Origin of the sequence: Methylophilus sp. UBA6697 (assembly GCF_002454655.1) — a bacterium.
In the GTDB taxonomy this organism is placed as follows: domain Bacteria; phylum Pseudomonadota; class Gammaproteobacteria; order Burkholderiales; family Methylophilaceae; genus Methylophilus.
This window is the reverse complement of sequence record NZ_DKJH01000002.1, coordinates 65,855-90,305: the sequence shown is the minus strand read 5'-3', so window position 1 is coordinate 90,305 and position 24,451 is coordinate 65,855. Positions and strand designations below refer to the sequence as shown.

Below are 24,451 nucleotides of genomic sequence, written 5' to 3'. Positions count from 1 at the left end.
AAAAGTCCGCTGCTCTACCAGCTGAGCTAACACCCCATCTGTTTCTTGTCTGCCGCTTTGTTTTGCGTCAAATTTGAAAGAACGCGATTATGGGGGATGAATTAAATTTGGTCAATGCTGTTTTCGCTTTTTTTGTATAAAAAGTTTATTTTTTCATTCATCCCGTTTTTTCGCTTTACATTCCGGGGAATTTACCGCCCATCATGCTGCCCATCCCGCGCATCATTTTTGCCATGCCGCCTTTGCTGAACATCTTCATCATCTTTTGAGTTTCTTCAAACTGGTTGAGCAGGCGGTTCACTTCTTGCACTTGCACGCCGCTACCAGCCGCGATGCGTTTCTTACGCGTGGCTTTGATCAACTCGGGTTTGCGGCGCTCTTCTGGCGTCATGCTATTAATAATGCCTTCGAGGCGGCGCAGTGATTTATCGACGTCGTCGGTATTGATCTTTTGCGCCATGCCGGAAATTTGCGAGGGCATTTTGTCCATCAGCGAAGCCATGCCGCCCATTTTTTGCATTTGCATCATTTGCGCTTTAAAGTCTTCGAGGTCGAACTTGGCGCCGGACTTAATCTTATCGGCGACTTTTTGCGCTTCGGCCATGTCGACCTTTTTATGCGCTTCTTCAATCAGGCTTAATACATCACCCATGCCGAGAATACGGCCAGCCATGCGGTCGGGGTGGAAAGGTTCTAGGCCATCAACTTTTTCGCTGACACCGATAAACTTGATTGGCTTGCCAGTGACGTGGCGCACAGAGAGCGCAGCACCGCCACGCGCATCACCGTCCAGCTTGGTGACAATCACACCGGTGAGTGGCAAGGTCTCGCCAAAGGCTTTGGCGGTGTTGACGGCATCCTGGCCTTGCATGGCGTCAACCACGAACAGCGTTTCAGTCGGCTTGAGGTAGGCATGCAGGTCTTTGATTTCGGCCATCATGGCTTCATCAATCGCCAAACGGCCCGCCGTATCAAAGATCACTACATCGTAGTAACTCTTTCTGGCTTGATCCATGACCTGCGCAGCAATATCGAGCGGCTTTTGCTGTGGGTTGCTGTCAAAGCAGTCAATCTCCAGCTGTTTAGCCAAGGCTTGCAACTGCGTGATCGCCGCTGGACGATAGACGTCGGCACTGGCCAGCAATACTTTTTTCTTTTGTTCTTTCAGCAGTTTGGCCAGTTTGCCGGAGGTGGTGGTTTTACCAGCCCCTTGCAAACCTGCCATTAAAATCACCACCGGTGGCACCGCTGCCAGATTGAGGCCTTCGTTGGCTTGTCCCATGAGCGCGGTCAGCTCCTGGTTGACCACCTCAATCACGGCCTGGCCCGGAGTCAGGCTTTGCAAGACATCGCGGCCATTGGCACGCTCTTTGACACGAGCAATAAAATCTTTCACTACCGGCAACGCCACATCGGCTTCGAGCAGAGCCATGCGTACTTCGCGCATGGCATCGGCAATATTTTCTTCAGTCAAACGTGCTTGGCCGCGCAAGTTTTTAATCACGCCCTGCAAGCGGCCGGTCAGGTTTTCCAGCATGGAATGCCTTTCTTTCACAACAAGTGAATATTCGATGAGCTGAATTTTACCTCATGCCAGCCCAACCCTAAAATAAACTAATGCTAAACATCGCGCGCACCGCTGTTACCGCGCTGGTCGAATGCAGCGAGTTTTGCCATAATGCCAGGCATGACTCAACACCTGCTTCCTTACCTGATTGTCGCGTTTGTCTATATGGCGGTGGCCCTGGATTACTGGCGTATTGCCACACAGGGCAAACCAGTCGATGAAAAAGCCTTTCCGTTTCAGCTACACAGCGCGATGGTGGCGCTGGGCCTGGCCATGCATGGCGGGCTGCTGTACCGCGACATTTTTGCCATTGGCTCGCTGAACCTTGGCGTTTACTACGCACTCTCTGCCATTCTATGGCTGACCGTGCTGATTTACTGGCTGGCAGATTTAAAGCACTCACTGCGTAGCCTGCAAGCCTTTGTATTACCCCCTGCCGCCCTGTTTGTGCTGATGCCCGGCTTTGCGGTGAAAGATTATTATGTAGATACGCATGGCTTCACCTTGTTTAACCTGCATATCCTCATCGCTATCGTGGCGTATAGCCTGTTTACCTTTGCGGCGTTGCATGCCTGCCTGATGCGCATGGCCGAGCGTGCCCTGCACCAGAAAAACAGCTGGCTGGCCTTACCTGACTTTCCGCCACTGATGGTGCTGGATGCCCTGCTATTTAAAGTATTGCATGTTGGCTTTGTGCTGCTAACCATCACCCTGATTAGCGGCATGCTGTTTAGCGAAGAGATTTTTGGCAAACCCTTGCAGTTTAACCACAAAACTATTTTCTCTATTGCCTCGTGGCTGATTTACGCCTGGCTATTGTTTGGCCGCTTTAAATACGGCTGGCGCGGCAAAGTCGCTACACGCTGGACGCTGCTGGGCTTTGCTTTATTACTGCTGGCTTATATTGGTAGCCGCTTTGTGCTGCACGTGGTGCTGGGCCGCTAAACGGCTGCACCACCAGAACTACCCTGCTTTCCCCTTGTTTTCCGGCACAATCACTGGCGGCATTTATCGTTATATTTATGGCGCGATGTTTATGTGATTGATAGGTGCAGCCCTTTATTCTGCTGGCACCTGTTGCTTGGATGCTCAGCATGAAACCCTCTTTATTATCGATTACGCCTTTATTCTGCCTGGCACTGACTGCTCAGGCAGACGACGTACAAACCCCTGCCAGCCATAGCCCGGTACAGCTAAGTGCTTACCTTGAAAGCTACCTGATCCACGACTTTAACGACCCGGCCAATAACAGGCGGCCGGGATTCGTCTACAGCCACAACGTCACCGACAGCCCCAGCATCAACCTGGCCATGCTGAAAGCTGCGCTGACGACTGAACGCGTACGCGGCAATCTGGCGCTGGGCAGCGGCACCTATATGCGCGCCAACTATGCCGCCGAGCCGCATGGCTTGCGCGATATTTATGAAGCGAACCTGGGCCTTAAACTTTCCAGCGAGCACGATCTGTGGCTGGATATAGGCGTGTTGCCATCCCATATTGGTTTTGAGAGTGCAGTGGGCATTGATAACTGGACGCTGACACGCAGCCTGATGGCAGACAACTCGCCCTATTTTGAAACAGGCGCTAAACTGAGCTACACCACCGAGGATGGCAAGTGGCTGGTCAGTGGCCTGTTGCTCACCGGTTGGCAGCGCATACACCGCCCTGATGGCAACACGACGCCAGCCATCGGCCACCAGCTCACCTATAAGCCCAGCGATAAACTCACAATTAACAGCAGCTCATTTATCGGCAACGACAAATCAGACGCACAACGCCAGATGCGCTATTTTCATAATTTTTATGTGCAGTGGCAGCTGAATGAGCAATGGGGATTGATCACAGCATTGGATATTGGCGCCGAACAGGCTGCGCCCGGCAGTGATCGTTACAACGTCTGGGTCAGCCCGAATATGGTGCTGCGCTACGCCTACTCAGACCGGCTGCAATTTGCGGCGCGGCTGGAGCACTACAGGGACAAACATGGCGTGATTATTAGCACAGGCACCAGCAACGGGTTTCAGACCACTGGCTATTCAGTCAATGTGGATTACCGACTTAATACACGCATGGTGTGGCGCAACGAACTACGCCAGTTGAATAGCCGCGACGCCATTTTCGATAAAAACGGCTCGCGGCTGGTGGATAATAACGTGATGGCAGTGACCGCATTAACCATCAGCTTTTAGAAATATTAACGCAAGCTAATTAATGGCCAGCCATGCTCGCTGGCATACGCAGTCAATGTCGGGTCTGCATCCACGGCGACGGGATTGGTCACCAGCTTCATCAATGGCAAATCGTTATGTGAGTCGCTATAAAAATAACTGGTTTCAAAATCTGCCAGGGTTTGGCCGCGCACCGCCAGCCAGTCATTAAGACGCGTTACCTTGCCTTGCTGGAAGCTGGGCGTGCCACTGACGCCACCAGTAAATTGGCCGTCAACCATTTCCGGGTCGGTGCCAATCAGGTTTTCAATGCCATAGGCAGTGGCAATCGGCTTGGTGACGAAGCTATTGGTGGCCGTAATCACCATGCACAAATCGCCATTGGCTTTATGCTGGTTGACCAGGTCTTGCGCTTTCTGCGTCATCATTGGGCGAATTACGGTGTCCATGTACTTTGTGTGCAATTCGTCCAGAAACGCCTTGGGATGTTGCGACAACGGTTGCAACTGGAACTTGAGGAAAGCATAAATATCCAGGTTACCGTTTTTATAGTCTTCATAAAACTGCTCGTTGCGCGCCTTGTGTTGCTCGGCATCCAGCAGGCCTTCGCTGATCAGGAATACGCTCCAGTTATAGTCACTATCCCCCGCCAGCAGGGTGTTGTCCAAATCAAATAACGCCAGGTTTTGCTTCATACAATCACNNCACTTAAATAATTAAACAATAGTGATTAAACGATTTGTTCGTCGGGCACCGCTTCTTTGGTCGCAGTTAACACCAGAAACACGCCGACCAGAATCACGGCCAGCGCAATATATTCCATCAGGTGAATCTGCTCATCGGCAAACCAGACGCCGACCACAAAGGCCACAATCGGATTAACAAAGGTATTACTGCTGGCAACCATGGGCCGCACGTGGTGTAGCAACCAGTGATAAGCAGAAAACGCCACCATGGAACCAAGCACGATCAGGAAAGCAATCGCTGCCCATGACCGCGGCGTGACTTGTGCTGGCCATTGCTCGCCAAATACCAGGCTAAATAGCAAGGCAATCAGGCCGCCGCACAGCATCTGGCTGGCCGCGCCCATCAGGCCTTGCGGCATTGCCATATGCTTGCTCCATACCGAGCCCAGCGACCACGAAGCGGCGGCAAACATCAGCAGGCCAGCACTGAGCCAATCCCCTTGCAGGCTACCACGCGTATTCAGCAATAAAATACCGCCCAGGCCAATGCCAATCCCCAACCACTCGCGGCGGCTGATTTTGTGCCCCCACGCGCTAGAGAAAATCGCCATCCAGATTGGTGCAGTGGCAATGGCCAAGGCGGCAACACTGGATGATACATGCAGTTGCACATGTGACACCGTACCATTACCCAGCACCGGTAATAGCAGCCCCACCCAGGCCGCGCCACGCCATTGTATGCGTGTGGGCGCCGCATGGCCAAAACCACGCAAGATGATATAAAGCAAAGACCCGGCAATCGTAAAGCGTATGCCCACCATCGCAAACGGTGGAAAGCTCTCAATCGCATACTTGATTGCGAGATAAGTAGAGCCCCAGATAAAGTAGGTACAGGTCAGCGCAATGATCACCAGCAACCAATGATTTCTCTGCGTCATTGCGACTTGCCCAACCTTTCATCCACGAATATTAAATACAAAAAGAAAACGCTTGCCACCCATCAGCAGCAAGCGTTAACTCAGAGCCTGCTTACACCTGCGGGTTCAATTTTTCTGCTTTGGCATACAGCTTGTTCAAGCCGTTCAAATAGGCTTTGGCTGAAGCGACCACAATATCGGTATCCGCGCCCTGGCCATTAACGATGCGGCCCCCTTTGGACAAGCGCACCGTCACCTCGCCCTGTGCATCCGTGCCGCTGGTGATGTTATTCACCGAATACAGCAACAGCTCAGAGTCACTTTGCGCCACATTTTCAATCGCTTTAAAGGTCGCATCTACCGGGCCACCGCCATCGGCTTCTGTGCGCTGCTCCACCCCATCGACACTCAACGTCAGGATCGCATGTGGAATCTCGCCAGTTTGCGACGCCACTTGCAGGTAAGACAATTTGAACATCTCGCGCGTATCTTGCACCACCTCGTCACTCACCAGCGCATGCAAGTCTTCATCGAAGATTTCAGACTTCTTATCGGCCAACTCTTTAAAACGCGCAAAAGCAGCGTTCAAGGCATCTTCACTTTCCAGTTCAATGCCCAGCTCTTTCAAACGGGTACGGAAAGCATTGCGGCCAGACAATTTGCCCAGCGTGAGTTTATTGGCGCCCCAACCCACGTCTTCGGCCCGCATGATTTCATACGTTTCACGGTGTTTGAGCACGCCATCCTGGTGAATGCCGGACTCATGCGCAAACGCATTGGCACCGACAATGGCCTTATTCGGCTGTACCGGGTAGCCAGTAATGGTAGACACCAGCTTGGAAGACGGCACGATTTGCGTGGTATCAATGCGCGTGCTCAGGTTGAAAATATCGCTGCGGGTTTTAATCGCCATGACAATTTCTTCCAGGCTGGCATTACCTGCGCGCTCACCCAGGCCATTGATGGTGCACTCGACCTGGCGTGCGCCATTCATTACCGCTGATAGCGAGTTGGCCACTGCCATGCCCAAGTCGTTATGGCAGTGCGTAGACCACACGACTTTGTCGGCACCCTTGACGCGCTTGAGCAAAATGGCAAAACGCTCGCCCCACACTTCTGGGATGCTGTAGCCCACGGTATCCGGCACATTGATGGTTTTGGCACCGGCCTCAATCACGGCTTCAAACACACGCACCAGAAAATCAATCTCGGAACGCACGGCATCTTCGGCAGAAAACTCTACGTCTTCAGTATATTCGCGCGCCCATTTCACCGCTTGCACCGCGCGCTCGACCACCTGGTCTTCGCTCATGCGCAACTTGTTTTCCATATGAATTTTGCTGGTGGCAATAAAGGTATGGATACGGCCCTTAGCCGCATGCTTGATGGCCTCACCAGCACGGCGCACGTCATTTTCACTGGCACGCGCCAATGAACACACCGTAGAGTTTTTGATGACTTTGGCGATTTCTGAAATCGCATCAAAATCGCCTGGGCTGGCTGCCGCAAAACCGGCTTCGATCACATCTACGCCCAGCTTTTCCAACTGGCGCGCAATGCGGATTTTTTCTTCTTTGGTCATCGCCGCGCCCGGGCTTTGCTCGCCATCACGCAACGTGGTATCAAAAATAATAATGTGTTCCATGAGTTTTCCTAAACCTAACAAGCGAATTTTACTCGCTTGTCCTACAAATGACCATCATACTGCGAGGCACAACCGCCTGGCGACTCGTCCATAAAAAAACGCGCCAGAAACAGCGCGTTTTTATCAACCTAACAATCACTTAAGCAGCGTTCTTTGCTTCCAACCGTTCACGCGCCCACATGTAATATCCAGACAAAGCGTACACAAACACCACGCTGAATAACACTTCTGGCGGACTGTATGAAATCAGCACAAAGGCCAGCACCACCGCCAAAATAGCGACAAACGGTACGGAGTGTCTGAGGTTGATATCTTTACCGCTATAAAACTTGAGGTCAGACACCATGGAACCAGCAGCAAATACGGTCAGGAACCAGGCGATCCACTTCACTTGCAAGGCGCCAAAGAAAATTTCACGGCCATCGATATTGTATTCATAAGACACCCAGACAAATCCGGCAATGAGCGCTGCCGCAGCTGGACTAGGCAAACCCTGAAAGTAGCGTTTGTCCTGAAACGGGTCGTCCAGCTTGGTATTGAAACGCGCCAGACGCAAGGCCGCACAGGCGCAGTAGATAAAGGCGGCAATCCAGCCCAGCTTGTTCATGGGCTGCAAGGCCCACACATACATAATCAGCGCAGGTGCCACGCCAAACGACACCATATCGGCCAGGCTGTCATACTCAGCCCCAAACGCACTCTGCGTGTTCGTCATGCGCGCAACACGACCATCCAGGCCATCCATCACCATGGCAATAAAAATCGCAATCGCTGACTGCTCAAAATGCAGGTTCATCGCCTGCACAATGGCGTAAAAACCACCAAACAATGAGGCAGACGTAAACAAGTTAGGCAGCAGGTAAATGCCACGCTGGCGCAGACTGGTGTGCTGCTCGCGACGTGACAGGCGGTTTTGTGGGTCAACCATAAAGGACTTTTTCAGAATTGCGGAATAGCAGCATTGTTGCGGGCAATCACAAAAAATGCAAGCGCATCTGGCGATTGCAGGCGCCCGCGCGGCGTCAGAAGCTGGTCACGCAGCTGTGGTAAAATAGGCGTTTATTTCAGCCAGTTATCGCCCTTTCATGCAGTTTTCCTTACACAATACCGATGGTCTTGCCAGACGCGGCACCGTTAGCCTGCCACATGGCGAGGTACAAACCCCGGCGTTTATGCCAGTCGGCACATACGGCACGGTTAAAGCCATGTCGCCGCAAGAGCTCAACGAGATTCAGGCACACATTGTGCTCGGTAACACTTTTCACCTATGGCTACGTCCGGGCCTGGAAGTCATTGCCGCGCATGAAGGACTTCACAAGTTCATGGGCTGGGATAAGCCACTCCTGACCGACTCTGGTGGTTTTCAGGTGTGGAGCCTGGGTGACTTGCGTAAAATCAGCGAAGCAGGCGTTAAATTCAAATCCCCTATTAATGGTGATAGCTGTTTTCTCACCCCTGAAGAATCCATGCGCATCCAGCGCGTGCTCAACAGTGACATCGTCATGATTTTTGACGAATGTACTCCTTACCCGGCCAGCCATGACCAGGCACGCAAATCGATGGAACTCAGCCAGCGCTGGGCGCAACGCAGCCGCGATGCGTTTAATGTCTACCAAAGTCACTCAATCCCACAAGCGATGGCCCTGGAAGGCGGCGAGGATGAGGTGAGGAAGCTAGTACAAAAAGTACAGCAACGAACCGAAGACGATGCCAACGCCGCAGGGGCGAGCATTGGCCAGAACGCATTGTTTGGCATCATCCAGGGCGGCATGTATGAAGACCTGCGCGATATTTCGCGGCAAGGCCTGGAAGCCATCGGTTTTGACGGCTATGCCATCGGCGGCCTGTCGGTTGGTGAACCTAAAGAAGATATGCTGCGTATCCTGGCGCACACCGCGCCGCAAATGCCCAAAGACAAACCACGCTATTTAATGGGCGTTGGTACACCGGAAGATCTGGTTGATGCTGTCAGTTACGGGATTGATATGTTTGACTGCGTGATGCCTACGCGCAACGCGCGCAATGGCTGGTTGTTCACACAATACGGCGATGTCAAAATCAAGAATGCCAGTTATAAAACCGACACACGTCCGCTGGATGCCGACTGTGAATGCTATACCTGCCAGAACTTCAGCCGTGCTTACCTGCACCATTTATACCGCATAGGTGAGATTCTGGGCGCGCGATTAAATACCATTCATAATTTGCATTATTACCAGGTGTTAATGCAAGGCATGCGGGCAGCAATTGAAGAGAATCGTTTTGAGGCTTTCAAGGCTGAGTTTGCTCGGAAGCGAGCGGAAAAGCGTTAAGCCTCCTCATTTAGCATTAATGTAAAAGATCGCTCTTCTCGCCGTGCTGGTGGATTGACTTAAAATTCTTTTTCGCCTTGTTGGCGAGTTACTTTTTTTGCNNCGAAAAGGCGAAAAGCAACCGTCAAACCAAAGAACAACCTTTTATTGCAATCACTCCACCTCAGCATCAACACACGATAAAAAAGCCAGCACGCAAACAGGTGCTGGCTTTTAAACGTTGACTGACATCACTAACCAAATTGCAAATCAGGCTTTTTTGCGCAGACGCAACCAAAGCGGCACCAGACCAACCGCAAACAAGGCCATTGGTTCAGGTTCAGGCACCATGGTCGCCGTACGGAAAATCACTTCACCTAAACCAGGCTGTGGACCACCATCAGTGGTCAGGATTTCCATGTGTACGTAACGGGTAGAAACGTCACCGAAAGTAAATGCCTGACCAGGATCTGCCGCAGTGTAATTCGAACCTACCGCAGTAAAGCCACCCAGCAAACCGCTGTTGCCATTGCTAAAATCATTGTCATTATCGGCATATAAATTAAATTGCAATACCGAGCCAGTATTGGCGGTCGCCCATAAGCCGATGGCATCGATATTGTACACAGCCCCCAGGTCATAACTAAAACTGCCAAAAGGGCCTACACTGAAACCTGAATTCAACGCGGACAGGCCATCGTGCGTCGTACCGGCGACAAAGCTGTCAAAGTCTGTCACACCTGCAATATAGCCTGCAGATAAGCCCGACTGGTTGATCTGATTCACCAGTGCATACGAGCCACCAAAATCAGATGTTGACGCGCCCACTGTCGCTGGCTGCACAATCACCCCTGCTTGCGCCAACTGGCAAGACATCGCCAAAGAAACTGCTGCCAAACACTTTATATAATGTTGCATACGCTCCTCCAATTTTAAAAAAATAGTCGTGAACTGCTTTTATCGCCAATGACAATGGCGACCAATCATTAAAATACTTTTACAATTCACAGTCAAGCGTTATTGCGCAGTCATACAGATCGCTGATGACAGATTAACAAGGCTCTATGATAGAATCATGCGTTATTTTCAGTATGACTTAGGAATAGATATGTTTATCAGCAACGCCTACGCAGCTGGCGCCCCAGCCACCGACATCATGAGCTTTCTGCCTATGGTGGTGATTTTTGTCTTGTTTTACTTTATGTTGATCCGTCCGCAGATCAAACAGGCAAAACAGCATAAATCCATGCTGGAAACCCTGAAGGCTGGTGATGAAGTGGCAACCACCGGTGGTATCGTTGGCAAAGTGACTAAAGTGAGCGAAAACTTTGTCAGCATTGAAATCGCTGCCAATACAGTGGTCAATGTGCAAAAACATACGGTGCAGACCCTGTTGCCAGCGGGCACATTGAAGTCCATTTAACCCACACAAGACACGCCTGTCTTTCATTCTGAACTAGAGTTTGTTATGAACCGTTATCCGATATGGAAATTCGTGCTGATCGGCACAGTGTTTATCATTGGCCTGCTGTACACGATCCCCAACTTTTTTGGTGAATCGCCAGCGGTGCAAATCAGCCCGGCCAAAACCTCACTCAAAGTAGATGAGAGCCTGCTACAGAGAGTGGAAGACACGCTGAAACTGGCCAACATCCCGTTTGACGGTTTGTTTATGGATGCCAGCGGCGTGAAAGTGCGTTTTGCCAATACGGATACGCAATTGCTGGCTAAAGACAAACTGGTTGGCAACCTGGGTAAAGACTACACCGTGGCGCTCAACCTGGTACCACAAACACCAAACTGGCTGCAAAGCATAGGCGCCAAGCCGATGTATTTGGGCCTGGATTTGCGTGGTGGCGTGCACTTTCTGCTGCAAGTGGACATGAAAGCGGCGCTGGATAAAGCTGCAGAAAGTACGGTTGGCGACTTCCGCATGTCTTTGCGCAAGGAAAAAATTAATTACTACGGCATTGAGCGTCAAGGCCAGGTGGTGGTGATTAAATTTGAATCAGAAGCGGAAGCAACCAAAGCACGTAATCTGTTAGCCAAAGATTTTTCTGACCTGACCTACAAAATTGCAGGCAGCGATAAAGACTTTAGCGTCACGGCCAGCATGAGCGCGGTAGCACAAAAACGCATCCAGGAATTTGCGCTCAAGCAAAACTTGCAAACCCTGCATAACCGGATTAACGAATTGGGCGTGGCTGAGCCTATCGTGCAACAACAAGGCGTGGACCGCATTGTGGTGCAATTGCCAGGTGTTCAGGACACGGCCAAAGCCAAAGAGATTCTGGGCCGTACGGCAACGCTGGAAATCCGCATGGTGGATGAAGAAAAATCCGACATGGCAACGCTACAAAAGGCGCAAGCTGGCCAGGTGCCTTTTGGTGACGAATTGTTTTCTGACCGTGAAGGCCGCCCGGTACTGGTGAAAAAGAGCGTGGTGCTGACTGGTGACCGCATCACCGATGCAGGCCCTGGCGTAAATGGCCAGAATGGTTCTTCCGTGGTCAACGTGACCCTGGATGGCCGTGGTGCAGGCATCTTTAAAAACGTGACCCGTGAAAACGTTGGTAAACGCATGGCGATTCTGCTGATTGAAAAAGGCAGTACAGAAGTAGTCACGGCGCCGGTGATTAACGAAGAAATTGGCGGCGGTCGCGTACAGATTTCCGGCATGGCGAATGCCCAGGAAGCCACAGACATTTCACTGCTGCTGCGTGCGGGTGCACTGGCGGCACCGATGGAAATCATCGAAGAACGTACCGTTGGCCCAAGCATGGGTGAAGAAAACATCAAACGCGGCGTGCATTCTACGTTGTGGGGCTTTGCTGCGATTGCGGTGATGATGATTGTTTACTACATGGTCTTTGGTGGTGTTTCTGTCATGGCACTGGGCGTCAACCTGTTGTTGCTGGTGGCAATTCTCTCCATGTTGCAAGCGACACTGACCTTGCCAGGCCTGGCAGCGATTGCGCTGGCACTGGGCATGGCCATTGATGCCAACGTGCTGATTAACGAGCGTATCCGTGAAGAACTGCGCAATGGCAACACGCCACAAGCCAGTATCCACGCTGGTTACGACCGCGCATTCGATACCATTCTGGACTCCAACGTCACCACACTGATTGCGGGTTTGGCCTTATTTATGTTTGGTACCGGCCCAATCAAGGGCTTTGCCGTGGTACACGTGCTGGGCATTATGACCTCCATGTTTAGTGCCGTGCTGGTCTCCCGTGCACTGGTCAATTTGTTGTACGGCTACCGCCGCAAGATCGAGCATCTGCCGATTGGTTAATCGCCATCGCATCGCCGCTGACAACGCATAAAAGAGAATAGATTATGGAATTATTCAGAATTAAAAAAGATATCCCGTTCATGAGTTACGGGCGTCTGACCACCTCGATTTCGCTGATTACCTTTATATTGGCGATCTTTTTCCTGCTGCATCGCGGCCTGAATTACGGCGTCGACTTTACTGGCGGCACCGTGATGGAAGTGCACTACCCGGCTGCGGCCAATATTGAGCAGATCCGCCAGGTGATGGATGGTGTTGGCTTGAAAGATGTCACCGTACAAAACTTTGGCTCTAGCCAGGATGTACTGATCCGCCTACCGGTGAAAAAAGAGCTGTCAATCGCGCAATTATCCGAAAAAATCTCCAGCGCATTAAAGGCGGCAGATGCAGGGGCAGAAATTCGTCGCGTTGAATCAGTAGGCTCACAAGTTGGTGAAGAGCTATATGAAAACGGCGCACTGGCCTTGCTGCTGGTGTGTGCGGGCATCATGGGCTATCTGGCACTACGCTTTGAATGGCGCTTTGCGGTGGCCGCGATTATCGCCAATATGCACGACGTCATTATTATCCTCGGTTTCTTTGCCTTCTTTCAGTGGGAGTTCAACCTCACGGTACTGGCGGCGATTCTTGCGGTATTAGGTTACTCCGTGAACGAATCCGTGGTGGTGTTTGACCGCGTGCGTGAAAACTTCAAAAAGATGCGTAAAGCAAGTGCTGTGCAGGTGATCGACAATGCGATTACGCGCACCATGTCGCGCACCATTATCACCCATATGATGACGCAGACCATGGTCTGTTCCATGTTGTTCTTCGGTGGCGAAACCTTGCATAACTTCTCACTGGCACTGACCATCGGCATTTTGTTTGGTATTTACTCGTCAGTACTGGTCGCCTGCCCGATTGCCATGTGGCTGGGCGTGAGCCGCGCCAACCTGATAGGCGACACTGAGAAAAAACCGAAAGAAGATGAGGCAGCCGTTGCGCCTTAAGTGATTGCCTTTTAAGCGGCATCGATAAACTGTCACGATGCTTGATTTTTAGCCACTGGTGGGTACACTAGTGGCTTCTTGTTTTTAACTCCACTCTTTTGGACAACATCCCATTAAGCTGGCAGATTGGTCTGCTATTGCTACTGCTGTCACTGACAGCCTTTTTCTCCATCGCCGAAACCAGCCTGATGTCGCTCAACCGTTACCGGATGCGGCACCTCGCCAAAGAAGGTCATCGCGGTGCCAAACTGGCCAGCCGCCTCATTGCACAAACCGATAAAACACTGGGCGCCATTCTATTAGGCAATACCTTTTGTATCGTTGGCTCCTCTACTTTAGAAGTCGTGATTTCAGAACGCCTGTTTGGCGAAGGCGATTACGTCCTGATGTTTGGCTCGTTGGCCATCACCTTTGCCATCCTCGTCTTCAGTGAGATATCGCCTAAAGTCATCGCTGCCGCACATGCCGAAAAACTTGGTTTTGCCAGCAGCTATTTACTGTATCCCATTCTCTGGCTGTTCACGCCGGTGGTCTGGTTTGTCAACTTATTCGTCAAAGCCTTCCTCAAATTGCTGGGTGTACGCGTCAATTTTGACGAGCAGGCGCAATCAGTCACCACCGAGGAATTACGCAGCATTGTCAGCGATGCCGGGCAATATATTCCTTCGCAAAGCCGCACCATTCTGCTGAACCTGCTAGACCTCGAAGACATTATTGTTGACGACGCGATGACCGCGCATACCATGGTTGAATTTATTGACCTCGACCATACGATAGACCAGATCATGGAACAACTGGCGCGCAGCCATCACTCGCGCCTGCCGGTGAGGCAAGGTGACCACGAAGATATCGTCGGTATTTTGCATGTGCGCAAGGTGCTGCCTCTGCTGCGTGATTTTCACATCGGCAAAGCACCAACCAAAGCACTGCTACAGGCGGCCATGAGCCTGCCTTACTATATTCCGTCCGGCACTCCGCTTTACACGCAATTGCAACAGTTTCAGAAACGACATGAACGCATTGCGCTGGTCGTCGATGAATATGGTGAGTTCAAGGGCTTGCTGACACTGGAAGATATTCTGGAAGAGGTGGTGGGGGAATTCACCACCCAGTCACCCGAGCATGCCAGCCATTTCCATCAACATGAAGACGGCAGCTGGCTGGTCGATGGCGGCAGCCTGCTGCGAGATCTCAACCGCAAATTGAAACTCTCCCTGCCTACCGACGGTCCACGCACATTGAATGGTTTAATTCTTGAGCACTTTGAAGGCATTCCAGAACCCGACACCAGCTTTAAAATCGGTGAACATAAGCTGGAAATCCTCGACGTACAGGACCGTATCGTCAAGCGCGTCAAAATTTATCTTTAAAAAGCCGGACTTCTCCTGCATCAGGCCCTTGAATTTTTCAATACAAGGCGCAAAATAGGTTCTAAGACAGGTATACAAAACTATGGTACGACCCAAGCGTGAAGGTGATCTGGCTCTTGAATCCCAGGTTGCCAAACCCAAGCCTCCAGAGTTATATAAGGTGTTGTTGCTCAACGACGACTACACCCCCATGGAGTTTGTCGTCGCCGTCATTGAACGTTTTTTTAACAAGTCTCGTGAACAAGCGACACAAATCATGCTCCAAGTACATACAGAGGGCATGGGCGTATGTGGCGTTTACCCACAGGATATTGCAGAAACCAAAATGCATCAGGTCTTGGAATCTGCCCGCGAAGCACAACACCCTTTGCAATGTGTGATTGAAGCCGCTTGAAACGCGACCGCCAGATGCCAAAGATGCGAGATTGAAACGGTTCCAATCGGATGGCTCACGCTGATGTCCAGTCGTAGCATCCTGAGAATATCGGGCAAATACACTGACATACTTGCGGTTCAAGTCAGATTGCACAGTGGTAGCATGGTAATGAGGTGATTCTGGCGAGCTTGACTCATATAAAAGTGAGCAAAAAGCAGCGACGACACATTGAATTTTTTGGAAAAAAGCACGATAACAATAAACAGACAGGTTTTACCGGTATTGCATGAAGTTACGTCTGTGAATGAGGCGTTTTTTGTAGTGTAGTGTATTAAGGAAAGTCATCATGATTGCTCAAGAACTTGAAGTTAGCCTGCACATGGCGTTTATGGACGCGCGACAAAAGCGTCACGAATTAATTACGGTTGAGCATCTGTTACTGGCTATGTTGGACAACCCAACCGCCGCAGAAGTCCTGCGCGCTTGCGGTGCCAAATTTGACACACTGCGCAGTGAACTGAGTCAATATATCGAAGAACACACCCCGACAGTGGCCGGGACTGAAGAGGTTGACACGCAACCGACCCTGGGCTTTCAACGGGTGATTCAGCGTGCCATGCTGCACGTACAATCCTCAGGCAAAAAAGAAGTCACCGGCGCCAATGTGCTGGTTGCGATCTATGGTGAAAAAGATTCCCATGCCGTATTTTTCCTGCATCAGCAAGGCGTCACTCGCCTGGATGTGGTTAACTTCATTTCTCATGGTGTAGCTAAAATCCAGGAAAATGAACCCAAGGCATCCAGCACTGAGCAGGAAACTGAAGGCGAAAGCGTCAGCACCGGCGCACTGGAAAGCTTTACCCTCAACCTGAACGCACAAGTGATTGCTGGCAAAATCGACCCACTGATCGGTCGCAGTCAGGAACTGGAACGTGTGATCCAGACCTTATGCCGTCGTCGCAAGAACAATCCTTTACTGGTAGGCGAAGCTGGTGTGGGTAAAACCGCCATTGCGGAAGGCCTGGCTTCACGCATTGTCAGCAATGACATTCCGGAAGTGCTGGAAAACGCCACGGTCTATTCACTGGATATGGGCGCCCTGCTGGCTGGCACCAAATACCGTGGTGACTTTGAGCAACGCCTGAAAGCCGTCATGAAACAGCTGGCCGAGAAGCCTGATGCAATTCTGTTTATTGACGAAATCCATACCCTGATCGGTGCGGGTTCTGCCAGTGGCGGTACGCTGGATGCCAGCAACCTGTTGAAACCAGCCTTGTCCAATGGCTCACTCAAATGCATAGGCGCCACCACTTACCAGGAATATCGCGGCATCTTTGAAAAAGACCATGCCTTGTCACGTCGTTTCCAGAAGATCGACGTGCAAGAACCTAGCGTGGCCGAAACCATTGAGATTCTCAAAGGCCTGAAAACCAAATTTGAAGAGCACCATAGCGTGAAATACAGCGCCAGTGCTTTAACAGTGGCAGCTGAGTTGTCAGCCAAGTACATTAACGACCGCCATCTGCCAGATAAGGCGATTGACGTGATTGATGAAGCCGGTGCTGCGCAGCGTATTCTGCCAAAGAGCAAACAGAAGAAAATTATTGGTAATAAAGAGATTGAAGAAATCATTGCCAAAATTGCGCGTATTCCGCCCAAAAACATTTCCAGTGATGACCGCAACGCACTGAAAACACTGGAGCGCGACCTGAAAGCCGTGGTATTTGGCCAGGACAAAGCAATTGAAGTGCTATCTTCCGCCGTCAAAATGGCGCGTAGTGGCCTGGGCAATAGCAGCAAACCGATTGGTAGCTTCCTGTTTGCAGGCCCGACTGGTGTTGGTAAAACCGAAGTCGCCAAGCAATTGGCTTATGTGCTCGGCATTGAGCTGCTGCGTTTTGACATGTCCGAATATATGGAGCGTCATGCGGTTTCACGCCTGATTGGCGCGCCTCCGGGCTATGTTGGTTTTGACCAGGGCGGCCTGCTGACCGAAGCCGTGACCAAGCAACCTTATTGCGTACTGTTACTGGACGAAATTGAGAAAGCACACCCAGACATTTTCAACATCTTGTTGCAAGTGATGGATCATGGCACCTTGACTGATAATAATGGCCGCAAAGCGGACTTCCGCAATGTGACGATTATCATGACTACCAATGCGGGTGCGGAAAACCTGTCTAAATCGAGCATAGGCTTTACCAACAGCAAAGACAGTACCGATGAAGCGGCTGACCTCAAGCGTTTCTTCAGCCCTGAATTCCGTAACCGTCTGGATGCGACGGTATCATTCAGCGCACTGAATCAGGATGTCATTCTGCGTGTGGTCGACAAATTCCTCATGCAGCTGGAAGATCAATTGCATGAGAAGAAAGTGGATGTCACCTTTAGTGATGAGCTCAAGGCCTACCTGGGTAAAAAAGGCTTCGACCCGTTGATGGGTGCACGCCCAATGGCCAGACTGATCCAGGATACGATACGCAAGGCACTGGCGGATGAGCTGCTGTTCGGTCGCCTGAACGACGGTGGTCTTGTCCATATCGACATTGATGACAACGATCAGATTAAACTGATTTTTAAAGAAGAAACCATTTCGGCCTAATCTGGCTGGAACTTTGACACCACGGTGACATCTACTACAATGTCGCCGTGGCTTTGCCGCACCAGTTTGGTGCAAAAAATCCCCAACGCACTACCATATCTGCCTATTTAGGTCACGGATGACATAAAATCAATACGTTAGGTGTTCCCATATTGATGGTATAGTTATTGCTGTAAATGTATTGCCTGACAGATATGATGTTGTAATGCAAAAGATATTTTATTTTCTACATGTGTTGTGTTTGCTGTTTGCTTTGCAGACAACGGCTGCCGAACCGGCGGTCACGACTTCGCTATTAGAAACCGGCATCTCGGCGGCAAGCCTCTCCAATGCCATTGATGACAGTTTATCCGCCGACTTTGGCCAAGGCAGTTGTTGCGTCGACATGCTGGAAATCGCCGAAGTAGATGTCGACAAAATCCTGCTACCTGGGTTTAGCTACCCGCTGCATAAAACCACTTACCTCGCCCCTGAGCATCATCTATCCTCCTATCACCTGCAACTCGGCTTCTGGCTTGACCGGCCGCCTCAACTCGCCTAACAACTTTCCCAACCTTTTAGCTTTATTGGCTGAAAGCGTCATTTTAATTATTAGTTAAGGTGGCTGTGACATTATGATATGAACAGTCACCTGAAAAAGGATCGTTATGTTAAGTTCGACCCGCTGGCGGAAAGCATGCAGGCTATTGTGGCTATATTGCTGCATTACCCCAGTTGCATTTGCAGAAACCACTTTTGACCTGAAAACCCTGCTGGATAAAGCCGTGGCCGAAAACCCGATGATGGCTGTCAGCAAAGCACAAATTGAAGCCGCTGCGGCAGGCATCACCGTTGCAAGATCTTTCTATAACCCGGACCTGGAAGTGATGGCAGGACCAGCCAGATACCGTGGTGTGCCAACGCCAGGTGCCAGCGAAAGAAACTATGGCGTCACCATTTCGCAACCGCTGGACTTTCCCGGTACACGTAGCTCACGCCGTGAACTGGCTGAACAGCAACTGACTTACGCTGAAAAAGGCATCCAGACCACGAGCTTTGATCTGCGCAATCTGATCAAACAGGCCTATCTGACCGTGCTCCTGCGCCAGCAGATTCTGCATATGCTGGGTGCGAACCTCAGCATCTTGCAGGAAATCCAGACCAAGATCAAACGCAAGGTAGATGTAGGTGAGGCAGCAAGATATGAACTGATCAAGGCGGATACTGAGGTGCTGGCAGCAGAACGTGATTATGCCAGTGCACAAACCCGTATTGATGAAGCCAAAGCGATTTTGCGCGGCATGATAGGCAATATGCCAGACACGTTCGAAGTCAAATCTGAACTACCCACGATTTCAACCCTGCCCAGCATCATCGACTTACGCAAGTCTGCCGAAAACAACCCCTACCTGCAACAGCTGATCACGGCAAAAGACAGTGCGGAAGCCAAACTCAAACTGGAGCAATCCTTACGCTTTCCTGGCCTCACCTTGAAATCCGACTTTACCCAAGATCCTGACCTCAACACATTCAGAGTCGGTGTCGTGGTGCCATTACCCGTCTGGAACCGCCGTGACGGCCAGATTGCACAAGCCGCCGCCGGCATTGAGGAGGCAGATGCCAATATCAAGTTGCAACACCAGTTGCTGCGTAAAGAGATTGATAGTGCCTACCAACGTACCGTGATCGCCAGCAACCAGCTCAAAGTATTTGAAAATGGCTTGCTGCAACAATCAGAAGCGACCCTCAGTCGCGCAGAAGCCGCTTATAAATTCGGAGAACGCGGCATCCTGGAATACCTGGATGCGCAACGCGTCAATCGTGATGTCAAACGTGACTATCTGATTGCCAAATTCGATTATTTTTTCAGTGTATTGCAAATCGAACGCTTCATCGGTTCGGATTTGGTTCAACCTTAAGGGGATGGTCATGTCTCGTGTTTTATTTTCAACTTTGCTAGCTGCCGCGCTGGCTGTCATGTCTACCGCGTGCACAGAAAAAGCTGCCCCGGCCCCAGAAACCAAAGAGGTCGTGGACCCAAGCCTGATCATGCTGACCAAAGAGCTGGCTGCTAACGTCAGCATCGGCCCGGTCGCCGAACTCGATTTTGTCGATACCTTGCGCATTCCTGGTCGCATCCAGGTCGATGAACAATATGAATCCAGAGCTGGCGCATCTATCACCGGCCGTATCAGCACGCTAGATGTCAATCTGGGCGATGAAGTGAAAGCGGGCCAGCGACTGGCTGTGATTAAGAGTACAGAGCTGGCGCAATATCAATTAAGCTACATCAAAGCCAGCCAGCAGATGCAATTGCAAACCAAAGCGGTCGACCGCGCCAAACAATTGCTGGAAGCGGATGTGATCAGCCTGGCGGAATTGCAGCGCCGTGAAGGTGAACTCAATGCCGCCAATGCCGAATTGAATGCTGCCCGTGACCAGTTACTGGTACTCGGCATGCCGCCTGCCAGCATTTCCCAGTTGGGTTTGCATAACAGTGGCATGTCAACCAGCCAGGTGAACTCTAAAATCACCGGCACGGTGATTGCACGTAAAGCCAGGCTGGGCCAGGTGGTAGCACCGGCAGAAGAACTGTTTGTGATTGCTGACTTGTCGCATGTATGGGCAGTGGCAGAAATCCCGGAGCAGCAAATTGCACACATTAGAGAAGGCCAGTCGCTGGATATTGAAGTACCGGCACTGGATGATGCTGAACTGACGGGTACGCTGGCATTTGTAGGTGATATCGTAAATCCGGCCACGCGTACCGTGATGGCGCGCGCCAATATCAGCAACGAAAAAATGCTGTTAAAGCCGGATATGCTGATTACCATTTTGCTGGAAGCCAAACCGGAGAAAGTCATTGCGATTCCGTCCACCGCTGTGGTGCGTGAAAACAATGCCGACCATGTGTTTGTGCAAACCCTAAAATCCACCCAGTATAAATTGCTGCCAGTCACCCTGGGCCGGACTTATCAAGGCAACAGAGAAGTACTGCAAGGCTTGCAACCAGGCGATCAAATCGTGCTCGATGGCGCGTTTCATGTCAACAATGAACGCAAGCGCAAAGAAATGGAGTAAGGCATGATTGAATCCCTAATTCGAGGCGCGCTTAAGCAGCGCCTGATTGTGCTGGTCCTGGCTGTCGGATTTATCCTTGCTGGCCTGTTTGCAGTGAAAAAACTGTCTGTCGATGCTTTCCCGGATGTGACTAACGTCCAGGTCATGATTGCCACACAGGCCACCGGCAAGTCGCCGGAAGAAGTCGAACGCTTCATCACCGTACCGCTGGAAATCGCCATGACGGGCTTGCCCGGCCTGACCGAAATGCGCTCGGTGAATAAAAATGCCTTATCCCTGATCACGCTGGTATTTACCGACAGCACCGACGTCTACTTTGCCCGGCAACTGGTGATGGAACGGCTGATGGAAGTGATGGAGCGCATGCCACAAGGCGTAACACCTATCCTCGGACCTGTGTCTACTGGCCTGGGCGAGGTCTATCAATTCACGCTGGATAAACCGGATGACGGTAAAAAGGCATTGACGCAAGCTGACCTGACAGAGCGTAGAGCGATTCAGGACTGGGTGGTACGCCCATTGCTGCGCGGCATCCCAGGCGTGGCTGAAATCAACTCGCAAGGCGGCTACGTCAAGCAGTACCAGGTGCTGGTCAACCCAGACCGCATGACGCATTTTTCGATCAAACTCAAAGATGTGTATGAAGCACTGGCGCGTAATAACGCCAACAGCGGCGGCGGCATTTTGCCGCATTATGCCGAACAGTACCTGATTCGTGGTGTCGGCCTGGTGCAAAACCTGGACGATATCCGTAACATGGTGCTAAAAGAAGAAAATGGCACGCCGGTCTATATCCGCGACGTCGCAGAAGTCACTATCGGCCATGAAGTACGTGTGGGTGTGGTGCTCAAAAACGGCGATACGGAATCTGTCGGTGGCATTGTCATTATGATGCGTGGCGGCAACGCCAAAGAAGTAGTGAGCCGTATCAAAGCCCGTGTGGAAGAAATCAACAGCAAAGGCATGTTGCCACATGGCCTGCAGATTGTGCCCTACTATGATCGCAGCGAGTTGGTTGATGCGGCCTTGCACACCGTCACCAAAGTGCTGATTGAAGGCATTATCCTGGTGATTGTGATTCTGTTCCTGTTTCTGGGCGATGTGCGTTCCAGCCTGATTGTGGTCGGTACTTTGATCCTGACGCCTTTGATCACCTTTATGGTCATGAATCATTACGGTATTTCTGCCAACCTCATGTCATTGGGTGGCCTGGCCATCGCCATTGGCCTGATGGTCGATGGCTCTGTCGTGGTGGTGGAGAATACCTTTCACCATTTGGGACATCGCAAAGATGAAAGCCGCATCCGCGTCGCCCTGGAGGCGGCGACGGAGGTAGCCACACCAGTATTGTTTGGCGTTGGCATCATTATCCTGGTGTTCTTGCCCCTGATGACACTGGAAGGCATGGAAGGCAAAATGTTTGCGCCTTTGGCCTACACCATTGCCATTGCGCTGTTTGTGTCACTGGTATTGTCCCTGACCCTGACACCAGCCCTGTGCTCCTATATGCTCAAAGGCGGCAGTGGCGACGATACCAAGCTGATACAAGCCATTAAACGACCATATTTATCAGCACTGAACTGGGTGCTCGATAATGAGAAGAAAACCATCCTGGCCTCGGCCCTGGTCTTTATTGGCACGATTGCGCTGTTTCCATTTTTGGGTACCTCATTTATCCCGGAAATGAAAGAAGGCTCTATCGTCCCCGGCATTAACCGCGTGCCTAATATCTCTCTGGAAGAATCCATGAAAATGGAGAGCAAGGCGATGAAGCTGATCATGGAGCAAGTGCCTGGTATCAAGTCGGCCATCTCCGGACTGGGTCGCGGTGAAAGCCCGGCCGATGCGCAGGCACAAAACGAATCGACACCGATTATTAGCCTCAAGCCGCGTGACCAGTGGCCCGAGGGATGGACCCAGGATGATATCGCTGAAAAAATGCGTCAAGTACTGGAGAAGTATATTCCAGGTGTACAAATCATCATGGCACAACCGATCTCTGACCGCGTCGATGAGCTGCTGACCGGTGTGCGTGCGGATGTAGCGGTGAAGATTTTTGGTGAAGACCTGGATGCACTCAAGCAAAAAGCGGATGAGATCGCCAAAATTGCCGGCTCGGTGACAGGCGCCACTGAAATCAAGGTAGAGAAAGTCTCAGGGCAGCAATACCTGAATATCACGATTGACCGTCAGGCGATTGCCCGTCACGGCATCAATGCATCTGATGTCCATGATGTGATTGAAACCGCCATAGGCGGTAAAATTGCGACTGAGATTTTTGAAGGCCAGCGCCGTTTCTCAGCGGCGGTGCGTTATCCGGAATCCTTCCGCAATAATGAAGAAGCCATCCGTAATATTATGCTGACTTCGCCCAATGGCTCACGTGTCGCGCTGGAAGATCTGGCCGATATCGAGATCAAGGATGGCCCGGCGCAAATCAGTCGTGAATTGGCCAAACGCCGTATCGTGATTGGCGTCAATGTCAAAGATCGCGACCTCGGTGGCTTTGTGGCTGAGTTGCAACAGGTGCTGGGGCAAAAACTGCAGTTGCCGGATGGCTATTATCTGGAGTACGGTGGCCAGTTCCAGAATATGGAACGCGCCATGGGCCATTTAATGATCATTATTCCGGTGACCATTGCGGCCATTTTCTTCCTGCTGTTCCTGTTGTTCCAGTCTTTGCGGTTTGCCACCATGATTATTCTGGTGCTACCCTTTGCCTCAATTGGTGGCGTGATTGCCTTGTTTGTCACAGGTGAGTACCTGTCAGTTCCGGCATCGGTAGGCTTTATTGCCTTGTGGGGGATCGCAGTGCTCAACGCGGTGGTACTGGTATCGTATATCCGCACCCTGCGTGAAGAAGGCCTGAGTCAACTCGAAGCTATCCGCAAAGGCTGCGCCCAGCGCTTCAGGCCGGTGATGATGACCGCCACGGTGGCCATGCTGGGGCTGGTGCCATTCCTGTTTGCGACAGGCCCAGGCGCCGAGGTACAGCGACCGTTGGCGATTGTGGTGATTGGTGGCTTGATTACCTCGACCCTGCTCACGCTGATTGTGGTGCCTACCCTCTATCGTAAGTTTGAAGAAAGTAAAATAGAGGCATAATGCTGCCCCAGTGAGTCTATGCTCTAAAGGATATTTTTATGAAAGAAATCAAAGCAGTCATACAACCGGCGAGATTGGCAAAGATACGCTCTGCACTGCGGAATATCAAAGGCTTTCCCGGCATGTCAGTCAACAAGATGGAAGGTTGCGGCCCGCACTTGCAAAAACCGAGTGTGGGCGTGCGTGAAGAGCTGACCGATTACAGCCCCAAAGTCTATATATATATGGTGGTGCCAGATGAACTGGTGGAAGGCGTTTTGCAGACCATCGTTGAAGTCGCCCATACCGGCAATGTCGGCGATGGCATCGTCTGGGTGACGCCGGTTGAGCGCATGATCCGCTTGTCAGAACAGATCATGGTGCTGGATTAGCAACAT

General features: G+C 51.2%; 20 protein-coding genes. 14 read left to right on the top strand and 6 right to left on the bottom strand.

Features of this window, described 5'->3' with window-relative positions:
* Nucleotides 1-175: 175 nt before the first annotated feature.
* Nucleotides 176-1,537: a signal recognition particle protein gene (ffh, locus tag B3355_RS01215; RefSeq protein WP_292779470.1), complete on the bottom strand. Its 1,362-nt coding sequence runs from the start codon at nucleotides 1,535-1,537 to the stop codon at nucleotides 176-178.
* Between the two features lie 141 nt (nucleotides 1,538-1,678).
* Here ffh and B3355_RS01210 point away from each other — a divergent pair, with 141 nt between their 5' ends.
* Both B3355_RS01210 and B3355_RS01205 read left to right on the top strand, forming a co-directional pair.
* Nucleotides 1,679-2,512, top strand: a complete 834-nt coding sequence (locus B3355_RS01210) for a cytochrome C assembly family protein (RefSeq protein WP_019881405.1) — start codon at nucleotides 1,679-1,681, stop codon at nucleotides 2,510-2,512.
* 149 nt (nucleotides 2,513-2,661) lie between these two features.
* On the top strand, nucleotides 2,662-3,756 hold the full coding sequence (locus B3355_RS01205; RefSeq protein ID WP_292779465.1) for a porin: 1,095 nt from the start codon (nucleotides 2,662-2,664) through the stop codon (nucleotides 3,754-3,756).
* Nucleotides 3,757-3,761: 5 nt separating this feature from the next.
* On the opposite strand, the gene B3355_RS01200 is transcribed toward B3355_RS01205, so the two are convergent.
* The 4 genes from B3355_RS01200 to pssA all read right to left on the bottom strand — a co-directional run bounded on the left by B3355_RS01200 (nucleotide 3,762) and on the right by pssA (nucleotide 7,911).
* The gene (locus B3355_RS01200; RefSeq protein ID WP_292779462.1) at nucleotides 3,762-4,430 is read right to left on the bottom strand and encodes an HAD family hydrolase; all 669 of its coding nucleotides are present in this window, start codon (nucleotides 4,428-4,430) and stop codon (nucleotides 3,762-3,764) included.
* 35 nt (nucleotides 4,431-4,465) lie between these two features.
* Complete coding sequence (gene yedA / locus B3355_RS01195; protein ID WP_024929467.1) at nucleotides 4,466-5,359, bottom strand: drug/metabolite exporter YedA; 894 nt, start codon at nucleotides 5,357-5,359, stop codon at nucleotides 4,466-4,468.
* 91 nt (nucleotides 5,360-5,450) lie between these two features.
* Nucleotides 5,451-6,983, bottom strand: a complete 1,533-nt coding sequence (locus B3355_RS01190; protein ID WP_024929466.1) for a 2-isopropylmalate synthase — start codon at nucleotides 6,981-6,983, stop codon at nucleotides 5,451-5,453.
* Nucleotides 6,984-7,122: 139 nt separating this feature from the next.
* Complete coding sequence (gene pssA / locus B3355_RS01185; RefSeq protein WP_019881400.1) at nucleotides 7,123-7,911, bottom strand: CDP-diacylglycerol--serine O-phosphatidyltransferase; 789 nt, start codon at nucleotides 7,909-7,911, stop codon at nucleotides 7,123-7,125.
* 157 nt (nucleotides 7,912-8,068) lie between these two features.
* Here pssA and tgt point away from each other — a divergent pair, with 157 nt between their 5' ends.
* Nucleotides 8,069-9,295, top strand: coding sequence for a tRNA guanosine(34) transglycosylase Tgt (tgt, locus tag B3355_RS01180; protein WP_292779452.1), 1,227 nt, complete (start codon nucleotides 8,069-8,071; stop codon nucleotides 9,293-9,295).
* A 249-nt stretch (nucleotides 9,296-9,544) separates the two neighbouring features.
* On the opposite strand, the gene B3355_RS01175 is transcribed toward tgt, so the two are convergent.
* A complete protein-coding gene (locus B3355_RS01175) occupies nucleotides 9,545-10,192 on the bottom strand; it encodes a hypothetical protein (protein WP_047514814.1) in 648 nt (215 codons plus the stop codon).
* Nucleotides 10,193-10,382: 190 nt separating this feature from the next.
* On the opposite strand from B3355_RS01175, the gene yajC reads away from it, so the two are divergent.
* From yajC to B3355_RS01120, 11 genes are all read left to right on the top strand, one after another.
* The gene (gene yajC, locus B3355_RS01170) at nucleotides 10,383-10,697 is read left to right on the top strand and encodes a preprotein translocase subunit YajC (RefSeq protein WP_019881396.1); all 315 of its coding nucleotides are present in this window, start codon (nucleotides 10,383-10,385) and stop codon (nucleotides 10,695-10,697) included.
* A 45-nt stretch (nucleotides 10,698-10,742) separates the two neighbouring features.
* Nucleotides 10,743-12,572 carry a protein translocase subunit SecD gene (gene secD, locus B3355_RS01165; protein WP_019881395.1) on the top strand — a complete coding sequence of 610 codons (1,830 nt, stop codon included), beginning with the start codon at nucleotides 10,743-10,745 and terminating at the stop codon, nucleotides 12,570-12,572.
* 44 nt (nucleotides 12,573-12,616) lie between these two features.
* Entirely contained in the window at nucleotides 12,617-13,561 is a 945-nt protein-coding gene (secF, locus tag B3355_RS01160; protein ID WP_019881394.1) for a protein translocase subunit SecF, read from the top strand.
* A gap of 98 nt (nucleotides 13,562-13,659) precedes the next feature.
* On the top strand, nucleotides 13,660-14,931 hold the full coding sequence (locus B3355_RS01155) for an HlyC/CorC family transporter (protein WP_019881393.1): 1,272 nt from the start codon (nucleotides 13,660-13,662) through the stop codon (nucleotides 14,929-14,931).
* Nucleotides 14,932-15,013: 82 nt separating this feature from the next.
* The gene (clpS, locus tag B3355_RS01150) at nucleotides 15,014-15,325 is read left to right on the top strand and encodes an ATP-dependent Clp protease adapter ClpS (protein ID WP_019881392.1); all 312 of its coding nucleotides are present in this window, start codon (nucleotides 15,014-15,016) and stop codon (nucleotides 15,323-15,325) included.
* Between the two features lie 328 nt (nucleotides 15,326-15,653).
* Nucleotides 15,654-17,909: an ATP-dependent Clp protease ATP-binding subunit ClpA gene (gene clpA, locus B3355_RS01145; protein ID WP_019881390.1), complete on the top strand. Its 2,256-nt coding sequence runs from the start codon at nucleotides 15,654-15,656 to the stop codon at nucleotides 17,907-17,909.
* A gap of 205 nt (nucleotides 17,910-18,114) precedes the next feature.
* Nucleotides 18,115-18,450, top strand: coding sequence for a hypothetical protein (locus B3355_RS01140; protein ID WP_024929462.1), 336 nt, complete (start codon nucleotides 18,115-18,117; stop codon nucleotides 18,448-18,450).
* Between the two features lie 106 nt (nucleotides 18,451-18,556).
* Nucleotides 18,557-19,807, top strand: coding sequence for a TolC family protein (locus B3355_RS01135; RefSeq protein ID WP_235272930.1), 1,251 nt, complete (start codon nucleotides 18,557-18,559; stop codon nucleotides 19,805-19,807).
* Between the two features lie 10 nt (nucleotides 19,808-19,817).
* Nucleotides 19,818-20,969, top strand: coding sequence for an efflux RND transporter periplasmic adaptor subunit (locus B3355_RS01130; protein WP_292779437.1), 1,152 nt, complete (start codon nucleotides 19,818-19,820; stop codon nucleotides 20,967-20,969).
* A gap of 3 nt (nucleotides 20,970-20,972) precedes the next feature.
* A complete protein-coding gene (locus B3355_RS01125; RefSeq protein ID WP_292779434.1) occupies nucleotides 20,973-24,074 on the top strand; it encodes an efflux RND transporter permease subunit in 3,102 nt (1,033 codons plus the stop codon).
* Nucleotides 24,075-24,112: 38 nt separating this feature from the next.
* Nucleotides 24,113-24,445, top strand: a complete 333-nt coding sequence (locus B3355_RS01120) for a P-II family nitrogen regulator (protein WP_019881385.1) — start codon at nucleotides 24,113-24,115, stop codon at nucleotides 24,443-24,445.
* The last annotated feature ends 6 nt before the right edge of the window (nucleotides 24,446-24,451 follow it).

Excerpts from the sequence above, each read along its gene's own strand:
- B3355_RS01130 (WP_292779437.1), top strand. The coding sequence starts at position 19,818 with ATGTCTCGTGTTTTATTTTCAACTTTGCTAGCTGCCGCGCTGGCTGTC.
- B3355_RS01120 (WP_019881385.1), top strand. The coding sequence starts at position 24,113 with ATGAAAGAAATCAAAGCAGTCATACAACCGGCGAGATTGGCAAAGATA.
- B3355_RS01210 (WP_019881405.1), top strand. The coding sequence starts at position 1,679 with ATGCCAGGCATGACTCAACACCTGCTTCCTTACCTGATTGTCGCGTTT.
- ffh (WP_292779470.1), bottom strand. The coding sequence starts at position 1,537 with ATGCTGGAAAACCTGACCGGCCGCTTGCAGGGCGTGATTAAAAACTTG.
- B3355_RS01125 (WP_292779434.1), top strand. The coding sequence starts at position 20,973 with ATGATTGAATCCCTAATTCGAGGCGCGCTTAAGCAGCGCCTGATTGTG.
- tgt (WP_292779452.1), top strand. The coding sequence starts at position 8,069 with ATGCAGTTTTCCTTACACAATACCGATGGTCTTGCCAGACGCGGCACC.
- secF (WP_019881394.1), top strand. The coding sequence starts at position 12,617 with ATGGAATTATTCAGAATTAAAAAAGATATCCCGTTCATGAGTTACGGG.
- clpA (WP_019881390.1), top strand. The coding sequence starts at position 15,654 with ATGATTGCTCAAGAACTTGAAGTTAGCCTGCACATGGCGTTTATGGAC.
- B3355_RS01200 (WP_292779462.1), bottom strand. The coding sequence starts at position 4,430 with ATGAAGCAAAACCTGGCGTTATTTGATTTGGACAACACCCTGCTGGCG.
- B3355_RS01205 (WP_292779465.1), top strand. The coding sequence starts at position 2,662 with ATGAAACCCTCTTTATTATCGATTACGCCTTTATTCTGCCTGGCACTG.
- clpS (WP_019881392.1), top strand. The coding sequence starts at position 15,014 with ATGGTACGACCCAAGCGTGAAGGTGATCTGGCTCTTGAATCCCAGGTT.
- B3355_RS01175 (WP_047514814.1), bottom strand. The coding sequence starts at position 10,192 with ATGCAACATTATATAAAGTGTTTGGCAGCAGTTTCTTTGGCGATGTCT.
- yedA (WP_024929467.1), bottom strand. The coding sequence starts at position 5,359 with ATGACGCAGAGAAATCATTGGTTGCTGGTGATCATTGCGCTGACCTGT.
- secD (WP_019881395.1), top strand. The coding sequence starts at position 10,743 with ATGAACCGTTATCCGATATGGAAATTCGTGCTGATCGGCACAGTGTTT.
- B3355_RS01190 (WP_024929466.1), bottom strand. The coding sequence starts at position 6,983 with ATGGAACACATTATTATTTTTGATACCACGTTGCGTGATGGCGAGCAA.
- B3355_RS01135 (WP_235272930.1), top strand. The coding sequence starts at position 18,557 with ATGTTAAGTTCGACCCGCTGGCGGAAAGCATGCAGGCTATTGTGGCTA.
- B3355_RS01140 (WP_024929462.1), top strand. The coding sequence starts at position 18,115 with ATGCAAAAGATATTTTATTTTCTACATGTGTTGTGTTTGCTGTTTGCT.
- yajC (WP_019881396.1), top strand. The coding sequence starts at position 10,383 with ATGTTTATCAGCAACGCCTACGCAGCTGGCGCCCCAGCCACCGACATC.
- pssA (WP_019881400.1), bottom strand. The coding sequence starts at position 7,911 with ATGGTTGACCCACAAAACCGCCTGTCACGTCGCGAGCAGCACACCAGT.